The organism is Virgibacillus halodenitrificans JCM 12304 (genome assembly GCF_001310895.1).
In the GTDB taxonomy this organism is placed as follows: Bacteria; Bacillota; Bacilli; order Bacillales; family Amphibacillaceae; genus Virgibacillus_Q; species Virgibacillus_Q halodenitrificans.
On sequence record NZ_BAZS01000004.1, the window covers coordinates 19,097 to 33,038 of the forward strand.

The window sequence follows — 13,942 nt, forward strand, 5'->3', positions numbered from 1 at the left end:
AAAGCTAAGATATAGTTTTATTACTTAGGATAGCTTGTATATAGAGGGAGGGGTTATTCTGTAATGAAATTAATTCCTCCGTACCATCTATTTTTATGATTGGGCGTGTAGGCTGATTAGGCTCAATAAACACAATTTCACCTGTTCGTAAATCAGATAATTGAACTCTGGATCCATTCGAAAAGTTAGCTATCCCCTCCATAAATGTATGTACTACTCGGGGGTCAAGCTTCAAATACTGATCCTTTTGCAATTGCTCCACAACATGGAAGGAGGATTGGCTACCCTGATATGGACGGGAACAGGTCATTGCATGATATTGATCTGCAACTGCAATAATCCTTGCATACATATGGATTTTCTTTTGCGTCAGGCCAAGCGGATATCCACTTCCATCCATTCGTTCATGATGTTGCAAAATAGCTAATTTCACTTGTTTTGTAAGCATAGAGCTATTCTCAACAAAGCGATAGGAGTAAGTAGGGTGCTTCTTGATTGAAGCCATTTCTGCATGTGTTAGTGACCCTTTTTTTACTATGATAGCTGGATCTATCTTTGCCATGCCGCTATCACTTAAAAAACCTGCCAATCCAATTTGCAGATATTCCCCGTGACGGTATCCCATTTTTCTGCCTATATAGGCAGAAATAATCCCAACTGCAACACAATGATGATAGAAATAATCCTTGCTTATCGCCAGATTGCTGAGAGAGAAGACCTCATTATCCCACTCATCCAAGCGTTCCAACAGTGGAATCATTAATTTACGAACTGCAGGGAGATCAAGTGGAACACCATTCTGCCAACCTGAAAATAATTTCTTGAATTCTTCTACAGTCTGGTTATAAAGATCTTTAACAGAAAGCTTTGTACTATTTTCTATATTACTTGCTTTTTCTTTTGCTGGTCCTTCTTGTCTTAAAATAGAGGATGGCTCAAACATTTCGCCAGTCGCAAGCTTTGCAGCTACTTCTACTGACGGGACAAGGAATTTCTTTAATACGGTAATATGTTCTTCTGTCAATGTTGTTTTTTGTGGTATGAGATCCTTGCTTGTTTTACCTTTTACCCCTTTAATTAAGACACAACCTGGCACCAGCTGAGTTGGTTCTACTCGCATATAATTGCCCCCAATTATAGTAAATATAGGAAAAGCGGAAGCGCCTTGACCGTTCAGGCATACGAACAAAATATGGCCAAAACTTTATCGTTTCCTAAGAGATAAAAACGCCCGCATAGCCATGACTACAGGTGGAATTCGTTTCTCCCCTTCGTACGCTAATTGCGGGCGCTCAAACGGGATGTAACTGGATAAGTCTTTATCTTAGTTGTACATCCTATTTTATATAACCAATGCTCTATTATTCTTCTGTATTCTCATCTGTTTCAGCTGTATTTTCTTCTGTTGCTTCGGCTTGATTCTCTGTATTTACATCTGTTGTCTCTTCCAGATTCTCTACAGACTCTTCTTCCTCTTCATCGGCATCCACTCTTGCTACAGTGGCAACCTCCTCATTTTCTTGTAAACGAATCAGGCGGACTCCCATTGTATTTCTACCTGTTTCAGATATATCTTTTACCGGAATACGAATCAGAACTCCCGCAACCGTAATCATCATCAAATCCTCATCACCAGATACAGCCTTTACAGCAACAACAAGACCCGTTTTTTCTGTTAAATTACAAGTAAATACCCCTTTACCACCTCGATTGGTTCTGCGATATTCACTTTCAGGTGTCTGTTTACCGTATCCTTTATTTGTAACATGTAAGATGTTCGAATCCTCTTGAAGTATTTCCATAGAAACTACTTCATCCCCATCACGTAAAGAAATACCTTTAACACCTGCAGCTGTTCTCCCCATGGAGCGGATTTGTTCCTCTTCAAAGCGGATAAGATATCCATTTTTCGTAGCAATCATAATATCCTGCTTACCATCTGTCAGACGAACAGAGATTAATTCATCTTCATCACGCAACCCAACAGCGATTAAACCACCTTTGCGGATGTTTGCAAATTGTGTAAGTGTTGTACGTTTTGAAATCCCATACTTAGTTGTAAAGAATAGGTAGTTATCATCACTGAATTCATTTACAGAAATAACAGCATTGACCCATTCTCCCTTTTCTATTTGCAGCATGTTAATAATTGGAATTCCTTTTGCAGTTCGGCTGAATTCAGGAACTTCATACCCTTTTGCTTTGTAGACCTTTCCTTTGTTCGTAAAGAAAAGCACTGTGTCATGGGTAGAAGTAGATACTAAATGTTCCACAAAGTCATCTTCATTTGTCCCCATTCCCTGAATTCCACGACCACCTCGTTTCTGTGTACGGTACGTAGAGGAAGGCAGACGTTTAATATATCCTTGATGTGTCAACGTGATAACAATATTTTCTTCAGGGATAAGGTCTTCGTCTTCAAAGAAGTCTGCTCCACCTAATACGATATCCGTCCGGCGTGGGTCGTTAAATCGTTCTTTAATTTCAGTAAGCTCTTCACGAATGATTTCCAATACTTTCTCTTCATCCGCTAAAATTGCCTTTAGCTCTTCAATTAATTGAAGCAATTCATTATATTCATTTTCAATTTTTTCACGTTCAAGACCAGTCAACCGTTGTAAACGCATGTCCAGAATTGCCTGTGCTTGCTTCTCCGATAATTCGAATTTCTCCATAAGTCCATTACGTGCAACATCAGCTGTTTTAGAATTACGTATTAATGAAATAACCTCATCCAAATGATCAAGTGCAATACGCAGTCCTTCCAGAATATGTGCACGTGCCTCTGCCTTACGAAGTTCAAACGCAGTTCTGCGCTTGATAATGACAATCTGGTGATCCAGATAATGTTCCAGACACTGTTTAATTGTCAGTACTTTTGGTTGTCCATCAACTAATGCCAATAAATTTATTCCAAAAGAAGTTTGCAGTGCCGTATGTTTATATAGATTATTAAGTACTACATTGGCATTTACATCACGACGTAATTCCATGACAACCCGTAAACCATTTCGATCTGATTCATCTCGTAAATCGGTAATCCCATCAATCCGCTTATCACGAACAAGCTCAGCAATCTTTTCAATCAGTTTTGCCTTATTAACCTGATATGGTAGCTCTGTTGCGATAATAGTAGATTTCCCATTCGGCCTTTCTTCAATATGAACTTTTGCACGAATCGTAATCGAGCCTTTGCCAGTTTCATATGCTTTCCGTATTCCACTGCGGCCAAGGATCTCACCAGATGTTGGAAAATCCGGTCCATGAATATAATCTTCCATCAATTCATCAATGGTGATCTCCGGATTTCTGCTGACTGCCAATACAGCATCAATCGTTTCGCCTAGGTTATGTGGTGGGATATTTGTCGCCATCCCAACAGCAATCCCTGCAGCTCCGTTCACAAGCAAGTTAGGGAAACGAGCTGGAAAGACAACTGGCTCCCGCTCTGATCCATCATAATTATCCTGATAGCCAATTGTATCTTTATTTATATCTCGTAAAAGCTCCATAGAGATTTTAGACATTCTTGCTTCTGTATAACGCATAGCTGCAGCTGAGTCACCATCTACAGAACCAAAATTACCATGCCCATCCACGAGCATATTCCGGTAACTGAAATCTTGAGCCATACGAACCATTGCTTCATAAACCGCTGAGTCACCATGGGGATGGTATTTACCAATAACCTCTCCGACAATACGGGCAGATTTTTTGTATGCTTTATCTGCATGCATACCTAAATCGTTCATTGCATATAATATTCTACGATGAACGGGTTTTAAACCATCACGTACGTCTGGCAAGGCACGCGATACAATAACACTCATCGCATAGTCCAGAAAAGATGTCCGCATTTCCTGACTAATATTAATTTCTTGTACATTTGGACGCTGTTGATCAGCCATTGACTTACTACCTCCTAACAAAAGCGCAACCCTCTTAAACGGAAGCGCATTTGTTTAATCAAAAAAGAATCGTACTTTGCTTTTTATATATCTAAATTCTTAACATATTGAGCATTGTCTTGAATGAAATTCCTGCGAGGCTCTACCTTGTCCCCCATTAGTACATCAAATACCTGGTCTGCATCAATGGCGTCGGATAAATCAACCTGAAGTAACAGACGGTTCTCAGGATCCATTGTAGTTTCCCAAAGCTGGGAGGCATTCATCTCCCCAAGACCTTTATAGCGCTGTAAGCCAGGCTTTGGAGCTTTTGGCAACTCATCAAGGATACGTTCCATTTCTTTATCATTATATGCGTAATGTACAGCCTTCCCTTGTTGCACCTTATAAAGAGGTGGTTGAGCAATATAAATGTAACCATGCTCAATTAAAGGACGCATATAGCGATAGAAAAAGGTTAATAACAATGTCCGGATATGGGCCCCATCAACGTCAGCATCAGTCATTATTACTATTTTATGGTATCTGGCTTTTGTAATATCAAAGTCTTCTGCTATTCCAGTCCCAAGCGCAGTAATCATTGCTCTTACTTCATTATTGGAGAGGATTTTATCCAATCGGGCTTTCTCCACATTGAGGATTTTACCTTTTAACGGGAGGATCGCCTGAAAATGACGGTCACGCCCCTGCTTAGCAGACCCACCTGCTGAGTCACCCTCAACAATATAAAGTTCACTGATTTTCGCGTCCTTGGAAGAACAATCAGCAAGCTTACCTGGTAGATTGGATATTTCTAAAGCACTTTTCCTCCTTGTTAGTTCCCTGGCTTTTTTAGCAGCCATACGGGCTCTTGAGGCCATCAGCCCTTTTTCCACAATGATCTTTCCAACTGTAGGATTTTCAAAAAGGAATTTAGAAAATGTTTCACTGAATATGGAATCTGTTACAGAACGAACTTCACTGTTACCAAGCTTTGTCTTTGTCTGTCCTTCAAATTGCGGATCCGGGTGTTTGACGGAAACGATCGCAGTTAAACCTTCCCGCACATCTTCACCAGATAAGTTAGGGTCGTTCTCTTTAAATAAATTGTTCTTTCTTGCATAGTCATTGATTACACGGGTAAGTCCTGTACGGAATCCTGACTCATGCGTACCACCTTCATACGTATGAATATTATTGGCAAAAGAGTAAAGGTTGCTGGAAAAACCATCGTTATACTGAATGGCTACTTCTACAGCTATCCCTTCTTCCTCACCTTCCGAATAAAACGGGGCATGAAGTACTTCTTTTGTACGGTTTATATACTCTACATACGAACTGATTCCGCCTTCATAATAGTAGCTGACTGGCTCTTCACCCGTACGCTTGTCCTCAATAGTTATCGTAATTCCTTTATTTAAAAATGCCAGCTCTCTCAATCGCTGGGCCAATATATCAAATTGATATTCAGTTGTTTCAGTAAAAATCTCTGGATCAGGTATAAAATGGACGGTTGTGCCAGTTACATCTGTTTCGCCGACAACTTCAATTTCCCCTTGAGGAACTCCTTTTTCAAATGCTAGAAAATGGATTTTGTTATCTAAATGTACGTGTACCTCCATACGAGTCGAAAGTGCATTAACTACAGAGGCACCAACACCATGTAGACCACCAGAAACTTTGTAGCCGCCACCGCCAAATTTACCACCTGCATGAAGTACGGTCATAATAACTTCAAGAGCAGGTCGCCCTGTTTTTTTCTGAATACCAACAGGAATTCCGCGCCCATTATCTTTTACCGTAATACTGTTATCTTCTTCAATGATAACCTGAATATGGTCGCAATAGCCTGCAAGAGCCTCGTCAATACTGTTATCAACAATTTCCCATACGAGATGGTGAAGCCCTTTTTCACTAGTTGAACCGATATACATACCAGGTCTTTTACGTACTGCTTCCAAGCCTTCTAAGACTTGAATTTGATCCGCATCATATGCTTGTTCATTCATAATTTTGTCTTCCATTGACATGATTTCACATCCATTTCTTTTACTAAGACATCTATTGGATAATCTTCCAAAGATATGTTTAAAGGTTTCATCGCTGTATAGGCTAACAATCAAATTACAGACTAAATTGTTTTAAAATCAATCTTCATCTAACTCTAACTCTTTGATTTCATCTGAAAAATCATCAACTTTACTAATTGTTGAGATCATACTTGCTCGTTTTTTTAGTGTAGAGACAGATAGAGAACTATAGTAAATTTTGTTTGTCGTAATCATGACCGATTTTGCCTCTGAAACTGGCCCACTGACTATTTTGTGTTTAGTGGCATGATCCATCATTTCTTCCATAATGGTTGAAGAGGAAATTAGATTAAAATCTATGATTGCTACTACTTCCTCTGATCTAATAACCGTATCATTACCTAAATGTATAAACATGGTATTTCCTCCCAAAATTATGTGTCTACTATACCGTCTCTAACCTTAAATAATTCTGCCTTCTCCAATGTTTGATGGTTAATTCCATCAACACTTGTTGTAGAAACAAAGGTTTGTACCTTACCTTGAATTGTATTCAGTAAATGGGACTGTCGATAATCATCCAATTCACTTAGTACATCATCCAATAGAAGAACGGGGTATTCACCGACCTCGTTGTATATTAATTCAATTTCTGCCAATTTTACAGATAAGGCTGTGGTTCGCTGTTGTCCTTGGGAGCCATATACTTGGACATTTTTCTTATTCACGTAAAAGAGGAGATCGTCACGATGCGGCCCAATTAATGTGGTCCCACGTTCAATCTCTTTTTCTTGTATTTCATAAAACTTCTCGAGATATGCTGTTACTATTTTCTCCCTATCAGCAGCTTCTGATACTTCTATTGTTGGAGAATATCTTAATTCTAACTCCTCCAGTTGTCTGCTAATGCCATGATGGATCGGGCTTGCCCATTTTTGTAATAAATCTATAAAAACAAACCTTCTCTCCAATAGGGTCGCGGCGTGTTCTACCAATTGCTCTGTCAACACTTGCAGCATCGTTCTATCTTGTTCCTTCCTTCGCTGCAACTGCTTTAATAAATAGTTTCGTTGCTTCAGGACTTTTTGATACTGCCCTAAATGATAGATATATTTAGGCTGAATTTGGCCTAACTCCATATCGACAAAGCGTCTGCGGATTTGAGGGGCACCTTTGACCAGACTTAAATCTTCCGGAGCAAACATGACTACGTTCAGAGCGCCAATATAGTCACTTAAACGTTTTTGCTCTAAACGATTTAGCTTGGCCTTTTTACCTTTAGAAGAAATAACGATTTCCAGAGGAAACGAGCGATTTCGTTTTGTAATCCTACCTTCTATTTTAGCATATTCCTGCTCCCATTGGATTAATTCTTTTTCTCTGGGAGTACGATGTGATTTAGTAAAGGCTAACAAATAGATGGCTTCCATTAAATTTGTTTTTCCTTGGGCATTTTCGCCGATGATAACATTTATCTTGTCATCAAATTCGATATCTAATTTATCGTAATTCCGAAAATTCCTTAATTGTAATTGGTCTATATGCATTATTCGCCCTCTTTTACCACGATATAAGAGCCGATCCCTTCAATTTCCACAACATCGTTGGGATAAAGCTTCCTCCCTCGTCTATGTTCCTGCTCGCCGTTTACTAATACACCTTCTTCCTGAAGATATGATTTCACCATTCCGCCGGATTCCAGAATGTTGGCAAGCTTAATAAATTGCCCTAATGCAATATATTCCGTTTTTATTTCAATTTGTTCATGCATATATCTCACCAAATCTCTATATTATTTTTACTATTATCAACAAGTATTACCTTTATTTCATTTATAAACCTATTTTACTAAAGTTTTTGCAATAAGGGAAGGTAAGACCCTTAATTACCTCAAAAAGGCCTATTCGGGCTTAAATTTGGCTTTTTGGATGTCTACAGCACCAAATTACTCCTTGGCATCCAGAATTTTTGGGATAGCGAAAAGACAATCTAACGAAAATTTATTAATTTAGGAAGAGTGGAGGATTAAATAATACACATGGAAACTTTTATGTTTAATTAACAAGCAAATATTGATTAAAAACTTTATTTTATCTACTTTCATTTTTTAAGAGCCGGCGTAAAATGCGAACTAAAGTATATCTCATTTTGAGCAAGAGGATGGACCCCATTGATTTCCGCTGCAGGGGGACGCTTTCACACCTCCGCTACGCTCCGTTTAGTGTCAACTTCCTTAGTATTTTATTATCTAACCACTTTACCAGTGGAGGAAAAACACGAAGACTCCTGTGGGAAAAGCAACAGCTGAAGATCCCGCAGGAAGTGATTTTCTTCCGAGGAAGCTGAAGCGTTGCCCACGGAAAGCGAAGTGTATTTTCCGAAACGGTCATTTACAAACAAATAAGTTAGTTCGCTTTATCTATAAGTGGAATTAATGAATAACCCAACATCTATTTATAGTTAAGTTCATACTAAAAAAGCTTATCCACATGTGGATAAGCTTTTTTACTGGTTAAAGACTAGTTTAACTGATTAAAACGTACGTACTGGTAAGATAAGTTGTAAAATTGGATCTTCATTTGCAGGTCGAATAATGAATGGGCGCATAGCTCCTGTAAACTCTACTTTTACTTCTTCATACTCAATTGCTTTTAGTGCATCAATCATATATTTGGAGCTGAAAGAAATTTTTAATTCTTCGCCTTCCATGGATTGTACCACGATTTCTTCTGAAACAGTACCTACTTCCGGGGAATTCCCTGTAATATTAATTACATGATCCCCTTGAGTGTTTAAACGAACAACATTATTTCTTTCTTCTTTGGCTAAAAGAGATGCACGATCAATCGTGTTTAGTAATTCTTTTGTTTTAGCATACAATACCGTTTTACTTTGCTCCGGAATTAAGCGAGAAGTTTCCGGGTAGTTACCATCTAATAAACGTGAGAGAAAATTAAGGTTCTTTGCACGGAAAAGAATTTGGTTATTTGTCACACTTATTTCAACTGGTTCTTCCGTATCATCGAGAATTTTATTTAATTCATTAAGGCTTTTACCAGGAACAACTACTGAAGGAAATGCTGTGTTCGAATCACTTACTGGTACTTCGCGGGAAGCAAGACGGTGACTGTCTGTAGCAGTAAATGTTAAATTTCCTTCTTCCAGTTTAATATGAACCCCTGTTAAGATGGGCCGTGTTTCCATTGTTGAAACAGCGAATACAGTTTGCTTTATTAAACTTTTAAGTAAATCTGTTGGTAATTCAAAGCTATCATCTGTTTGCAGTTTAGGAAGCTGAGGATATTCCTCTGCATCTTGTCCATTAAGATTAAATTCAGCTTTACCAGAGCGAATAGTGACCTTTAAGTTTTCATCAGCCTCGATCTCAACTGTTTTTTCTGGTAATTTACGAACAATATCAGGAAAATATTTTGCTTGTAAGACAATACTGCCTTCTTCAATTTGCTCTACATTTACATTTCCATCTTCCTCAGCTGGTATATAGGATTCAATGGATATATCAGAATCACTTCCTGTTAGTGTAATTCCATGTTGTTTCACTTCAATTTTCATTCCAGTTAATATCGGTACAACTGTTCTTGAAGATATTGCTTTCATTACATCCTGTATGCTTGCAATTAATTGATCACGTTGAATAATAAATTTCATTAATAAATCCTCCTATTGGAAGTTCTTTATATATATTTTATTTATAAAAATATAGTAATAACAGTAATAAGGCCTGTGTTTATGTGGATAAGTTAAATTTGAGTATGTCACTGCTAGTTATACACATGTGGACAACATGTTCACAAAGTTGCACCTTTTTACACACTATTCACACGTGTATAAACCTTTCATTTCGAATTAAAACTTCTATTATTGCTTAAAAAGATTTTAATTGCTCTTTAAGTTCTTCAATTTCCCTCGTTAAATTTGCATCGTTTTCCATCATTTTAGAGATTTTCTCATGTGCATGAATAACAGTTGTATGATCACGTCCGCCAAACTCTTCACCAATTTTAGGCAAAGAGGAATCTGTTAATTCTCTTGAAAGGTACATTGCGATTTGTCTTGGAAATGCAATTGATTTAGTACGTTTTTTTGCAATAAAGTCTTCCATCCGCACATTATATTTCTCTCCAACCATCTCTTGAATACTTTGAATGGTAATAAGTCTCGGTTTGCTGCTAGGGATAATATCCTTTAAAGCATCAGCTGCCAATGATGCGTTTATATCCTGATTAACAAGAGAAGAATAGGCTACAACTCGGATCAGTGCACCTTCTAATTCCCGAATGTTTGTATCAATTTGATTTGCAATATAAAGCATTACTTCATTTGGAATATCCAGACCTTCCGCTTTTGCTTTTTTCGACAGGATTGCAATTCTTGTTTCCAGATCTGGGGGAGTAATATCCGTAATCAATCCCCATTCAAAGCGAGAGCGTAATCGATCCTCCAATGTAGGTATTTCCTTAGGTGGCCGATCACTGGAAATAATGATTTGCTTACTTTCTTCATGTAGTGTATTAAAAGTATGGAAAAATTCCTCCTGGGTTGATTCTTTTCCAGCAATAAACTGAATATCATCAATTAGAAGAACATCTACATTTCGATACTTATTTCGAAAGTTCACTGTTTTATTATCCATAATTGCATTAATAAATTCATTGGTAAACTTCTCAGAGGACAAGTAAACTACTTTTGCATTGGGATCATGTTCTCGAACATAATGGCCAATCGCATGCATTAAATGTGTTTTACCAAGACCTACGCCTCCGTAAATGAAAAGGGGATTATAGGCTTCAGCAGGTGCTTCCGCAACAGCTAAGGAAGCTGCATGAGCAAAACGGTTTCCAGCTCCAATGACAAAGGTATCAAACGTATATTTAGAATTGAGCATTGATTTTGGCATGTCATTCGAATTTGCTGCTTTTGGCGCAGGTTTTGGTGTTGCATCTACCTCATTCTCCGCCCCCGCCGTATCTGGAATAATAAATTTTGTATCTAATTTGGACCCGGTAATATCCAGGATAATATCAGAAATTAACTGTGTATATTGATTCTCCAGCCAGTCTCTCGCGAAATCGTTTGGTGCGGAAATAATTAGCGTATTTTCTTCAATAGCAACAGCTTTTGTATTCTTTAACCAAGTATCAAAGCTAGGTTTACTAATTTTTTCTTCAATTTTTTCTAATGTAGCCACCCATAGCTCGTTAATATTTTCCAATCTGGAGTTCACTCCTTTCTACTTTTAGTGATATAAAAAGCCTCTCTCAATCTATGTAGACGGAAAGGCAACACATTTTAATTAATTTTGGTACATTATTCTATTTTTTATTGTGGATAATAAATGGAAGTACTATCAAGTATATAGTAGACTTATAAACCTTATCCACAGTTATGTTTATAACCTTATGAAGAAGGTGTGGAATAAGTATCCACATCTTATCCACAATCTGTGTATAAGTAAAATTTGTTTTTCATTTTTGGATGAGTTAAACACAAATATAATACCAAATAGAAGCAGGAAATGCAATGGTTTATCGACACTTATCCACAAATTCAACCTGTTGTATACAATTTCTATCCACACCCCTATATTTTGTGATTTTCTTGTCGATAAATGATGTGGATAATAAAAATGGCTCGAAAATTAGCGAACAAGTACTGTGGATAAACTTTTTTTGAAAGTAAGTTGACAGATTGCCGTTTTATTACGTATAATTACAAAGACTGTCTACTGGATTAGTTTTAATTTGGATATTTCATCCCTTGGGGAGGTGCAAGATAAAATGAAAAGAACGTTTCAACCAAATAATCGTAAACGGAAAAAGGTACACGGCTTTAGAACTCGCATGAGTACTAAAAACGGACGTAAAGTTTTGGCTCGTCGCCGTCGTAAAGGAAGAAAAGTATTATCTGCATAGGCCACTGAAGCGTCAGTGGTCTTTTTTTCAATATAAGATCGATTGTATGTTTACATAATTTCTTCAGTTGGATCTGTGTCTGGAAAAAGCCGTGAATACATAAATTTTTAGGACAAGCTTGTGTTGTACTAGTAGTAAAGGTGATAGAATGAAAAAGGAATTTCGGATTAAAAAGAATGAAGAGTTTCAATACGCATTTAAAAGAGGTAAATCTTTTGCCAACAGACAGCTTGTCATCTATTATGTTGAAAAAAAAGATCAACAGCATTTCCGAATAGGACTATCCGTAGGTAAAAAAATTGGTAACGCCGTTACGAGAAATAGAATTAAACGATACTTACGGCAATCTTTCCAGGAGCTGGAAAGCAATATTAAATATCCTTATGATATTGTAATTATTGCGAGGCAGCCTACTAAAGACATGGAATATATTGAAATAAAAAAAAGTTTAACACATCTATTATATAAAGAACGTTTATTGAAAAAAGTATAGCTTGATTGCATATTTTAAGTTAAAATAACATGGAATAAGACTACTTCTTTAGGGTTAGCGTGAAGCGCGCTTTGTAGTTAGGAGGAAACATTTTGCGTAAAAAGTATTTATTGCTGGTTGCCTTAGTAGGCTTACTTGCTGTACTATCCGGGTGTACCCAGATCGACCAGCCAATAACAGCAGAGAGTGAAGGATTTTGGAATAGTTATTTTGTGTACCCATTATCCATGGTAATCACTTACTTTGCCGAATTATTTAATGAAAATTACGGACTGGCAATTGTAATTGTTACAGTGATTGTTCGTTTAGTATTACTACCTTTAAACGTAAAACAATTAAAAAGTTCTCAAGCAATGCAGGATATCCAGCCTGAATTGAAAGAACTTCAAAAGAAATACAGTTCCAAAGATGCGAATACACAACAAAAGCTTCAGCAAGAGACGATGGCTTTGTTTCAAAAGCATGGGGTGAACCCACTTGCAGGGTGTTTACCGATCTTTGTTCAGATGCCAATTCTGATTGCAATGTACCATGCAATTATGCGTACAGGAGAAATCAGTTCACATAACTTCCTTTGGTTTGAATTAGGATCACCTGACTATATTTTACCGATCATTGCCGCAGCTGCTACTTTCCTTCAACAGAAATTAATGATGGCAGGTAGTCCGGCAGCTCAAAATCCACAAATGATGGTTATGCTTTATGTAATGCCACTCATGATAGGTGTATTTGCATTCTTCTTCCCGGCAGCCCTAGCATTATACTGGGTTGTAGGTAATATCTTTATGGTAGCACAGACAATATTTATTCGTAAGCCTATGATGAAGAAAGGTTCAGATACTGGAGGAGACAAAAAGTGAGAGAAATAACTGCTAGCGGCCAAACAGTTGAAGAAGCGGTCCAGTCAGCATTAGAGCAGTTAAACACAACAAGGGACCAAATAGAAATTAATGTAATTGACGAAGGAAAAAAAGGACTTTTGGGGCTATTTGGTTCCAAACGTGCATTTGTTAAAGTGACAATGAAAAAAGATCTTGTTCAAGAGACTGAAAACTTTATTAAGGACATCACTCAACAAATGAATGTGGAGATTGATGTTATAACAAAAGTTGAAGGTAAGCATGTCACGTATGAATTGCAAGGTGATAATATCGCCGTTCTTATTGGGAAACGTGGTCAAACATTAAATGCATTGCAATACTTGGTAAATCTCGCTTTAAATAAAGATAGTGATCAATTTTATTCAGTAACTTTAGATGCAGAAGGCTACAGGGGTCGAAGGAAAGAGACATTGGAGTCTTTGGCAGAAAAAATGGCGGCTAAATCTATTCGCCTTAATAAAAAGGTTGCTCTTGAGCCAATGCCAGCATTTGAACGAAAAATTATCCATAGTGCATTGCAAAAGAGAAAAGATGTATCTACATCCTCCCATGGTGTAGAACCACATCGACATATTGTGATACAACCTGAAACATAATTAAATCCGCTTGGTTCATATTTGAGCCAAACGGATTTTTTATTTGAAAAATAAGATAATTAATCTATTCTGTGGCGGATAGCCACACTTTAGACTATTAATTTGATTCCTTTGAACTATGT

At 37.4% G+C, this 13,942-nt stretch carries 12 protein-coding genes; 4 read left to right on the forward strand and 8 right to left on the reverse strand.

Annotated features, from left to right (window positions below; all coding sequences use genetic code 11):
- Positions 1–4: 4 nt before the first annotated feature.
- From JCM12304_RS03470 to dnaA, 8 genes are all read right to left on the reverse strand, one after another.
- Complete coding sequence (locus tag JCM12304_RS03470; RefSeq protein WP_060678550.1) at positions 5–1,120, reverse strand: HD-GYP domain-containing protein; 1,116 nt, start codon at positions 1,118–1,120, stop codon at positions 5–7.
- A 241-nt stretch (positions 1,121–1,361) separates the two neighbouring features.
- On the reverse strand, positions 1,362–3,908 hold the full coding sequence (gyrA, locus tag JCM12304_RS03475) for a DNA gyrase subunit A (protein ID WP_060678551.1): 2,547 nt from the start codon (positions 3,906–3,908) through the stop codon (positions 1,362–1,364).
- A gap of 83 nt (positions 3,909–3,991) precedes the next feature.
- A complete protein-coding gene (gene gyrB / locus JCM12304_RS03480) occupies positions 3,992–5,917 on the reverse strand; it encodes a DNA topoisomerase (ATP-hydrolyzing) subunit B (RefSeq protein ID WP_019377814.1) in 1,926 nt (641 codons plus the stop codon).
- Between the two features lie 117 nt (positions 5,918–6,034).
- The gene (gene remB / locus JCM12304_RS03485; protein ID WP_019377815.1) at positions 6,035–6,334 is read right to left on the reverse strand and encodes an extracellular matrix regulator RemB; all 300 of its coding nucleotides are present in this window, start codon (positions 6,332–6,334) and stop codon (positions 6,035–6,037) included.
- A gap of 17 nt (positions 6,335–6,351) precedes the next feature.
- A complete protein-coding gene (gene recF / locus JCM12304_RS03490; RefSeq protein ID WP_019377816.1) occupies positions 6,352–7,464 on the reverse strand; it encodes a DNA replication/repair protein RecF in 1,113 nt (370 codons plus the stop codon).
- Complete coding sequence (gene yaaA, locus JCM12304_RS03495) at positions 7,464–7,688, reverse strand: S4 domain-containing protein YaaA (protein ID WP_060678552.1); 225 nt, start codon at positions 7,686–7,688, stop codon at positions 7,464–7,466. The genes recF and yaaA overlap by 1 nt, the downstream gene beginning before the upstream one ends.
- A 761-nt stretch (positions 7,689–8,449) precedes the next feature.
- Positions 8,450–9,586: a DNA polymerase III subunit beta gene (gene dnaN / locus JCM12304_RS03500; protein WP_060678553.1), complete on the reverse strand. Its 1,137-nt coding sequence runs from the start codon at positions 9,584–9,586 to the stop codon at positions 8,450–8,452.
- A 217-nt stretch (positions 9,587–9,803) separates the two neighbouring features.
- Positions 9,804–11,150, reverse strand: a complete 1,347-nt coding sequence (gene dnaA, locus JCM12304_RS03505; protein ID WP_019377819.1) for a chromosomal replication initiator protein DnaA — start codon at positions 11,148–11,150, stop codon at positions 9,804–9,806.
- 565 nt (positions 11,151–11,715) lie between these two features.
- Here dnaA and rpmH point away from each other — a divergent pair.
- The 4 genes from rpmH (at position 11,716) to jag (ending at position 13,820) form a co-directional block, all read left to right on the forward strand.
- Positions 11,716–11,850 carry a 50S ribosomal protein L34 gene (gene rpmH, locus JCM12304_RS03510; protein ID WP_019377820.1) on the forward strand — a complete coding sequence of 45 codons (135 nt, stop codon included), beginning with the start codon at positions 11,716–11,718 and terminating at the stop codon, positions 11,848–11,850.
- A 148-nt stretch (positions 11,851–11,998) separates the two neighbouring features.
- A complete protein-coding gene (gene rnpA, locus JCM12304_RS03515; RefSeq protein WP_019377821.1) occupies positions 11,999–12,343 on the forward strand; it encodes a ribonuclease P protein component in 345 nt (114 codons plus the stop codon).
- A gap of 92 nt (positions 12,344–12,435) precedes the next feature.
- Positions 12,436–13,203 (forward strand): YidC family membrane integrase SpoIIIJ, encoded by a 768-nt coding sequence (spoIIIJ, locus tag JCM12304_RS03520; protein WP_019377822.1) that lies wholly within the window; start codon positions 12,436–12,438, stop codon positions 13,201–13,203.
- Positions 13,200–13,820, forward strand: a complete 621-nt coding sequence (jag, locus tag JCM12304_RS03525; RefSeq protein WP_060678554.1) for an RNA-binding cell elongation regulator Jag/EloR — start codon at positions 13,200–13,202, stop codon at positions 13,818–13,820. The genes spoIIIJ and jag overlap by 4 nt, the downstream gene beginning before the upstream one ends.
- Positions 13,821–13,942 lie beyond the last annotated feature (122 nt).

Excerpts from the sequence above, each read along its gene's own strand:
- JCM12304_RS03470 (WP_060678550.1), bottom strand. The coding sequence starts at position 1,120 with ATGCGAGTAGAACCAACTCAGCTGGTGCCAGGTTGTGTCTTAATTAAA.
- gyrA (WP_060678551.1), bottom strand. The coding sequence starts at position 3,908 with ATGGCTGATCAACAGCGTCCAAATGTACAAGAAATTAATATTAGTCAG.
- gyrB (WP_019377814.1), bottom strand. The coding sequence starts at position 5,917 with ATGTCAATGGAAGACAAAATTATGAATGAACAAGCATATGATGCGGAT.
- remB (WP_019377815.1), bottom strand. The coding sequence starts at position 6,334 with ATGTTTATACATTTAGGTAATGATACGGTTATTAGATCAGAGGAAGTA.
- recF (WP_019377816.1), bottom strand. The coding sequence starts at position 7,464 with ATGCATATAGACCAATTACAATTAAGGAATTTTCGGAATTACGATAAA.
- yaaA (WP_060678552.1), bottom strand. The coding sequence starts at position 7,688 with ATGCATGAACAAATTGAAATAAAAACGGAATATATTGCATTAGGGCAA.
- dnaN (WP_060678553.1), bottom strand. The coding sequence starts at position 9,586 with ATGAAATTTATTATTCAACGTGATCAATTAATTGCAAGCATACAGGAT.
- rpmH (WP_019377820.1), top strand. The coding sequence starts at position 11,716 with ATGAAAAGAACGTTTCAACCAAATAATCGTAAACGGAAAAAGGTACAC.
- rnpA (WP_019377821.1), top strand. The coding sequence starts at position 11,999 with ATGAAAAAGGAATTTCGGATTAAAAAGAATGAAGAGTTTCAATACGCA.